We start from the raw sequence: 236 nt of genomic DNA, 5'->3' as shown, positions 1-236 counted from the left end.
GAAGCGTGGCGACACGTGGAGCTGAATGATACTAATCGGTCGAGGCTTTGATCTAGTCTAATGGTTTGTGTTGATGAATCCTCAGTTTTGAGAGAACAATCTCAAAAAACATATTGACATTATCGATAAATAATGTTAATATAATACTTGTCTGGTGGCGATAGCGAGACGGCCACACCCGTTCCCATGCCGAACACGGAAGTTAAGCGTCTCAGCGCCGAAAGTAGTTGGGGGAT

1 rRNA gene is annotated in these 236 nt (G+C 44.5%); it reads left to right on the top strand.

Annotated features, from left to right (window positions below):
• Positions 1-150: 150 nt before the first annotated feature.
• A 5S ribosomal RNA gene (gene rrf, locus KNO71_RS17560) occupies positions 151-236 on the top strand; the annotation flags it as partial.

The organism is Exiguobacterium sp. s163 (assembly GCF_018617135.1).
Classification (GTDB): Bacteria; Bacillota; Bacilli; order Exiguobacteriales; family Exiguobacteriaceae; genus Exiguobacterium; species Exiguobacterium profundum.
The sequence above is the reverse complement of the archived record's forward strand: the minus strand, read 5'-3'. Positions and strand labels throughout refer to the sequence as shown.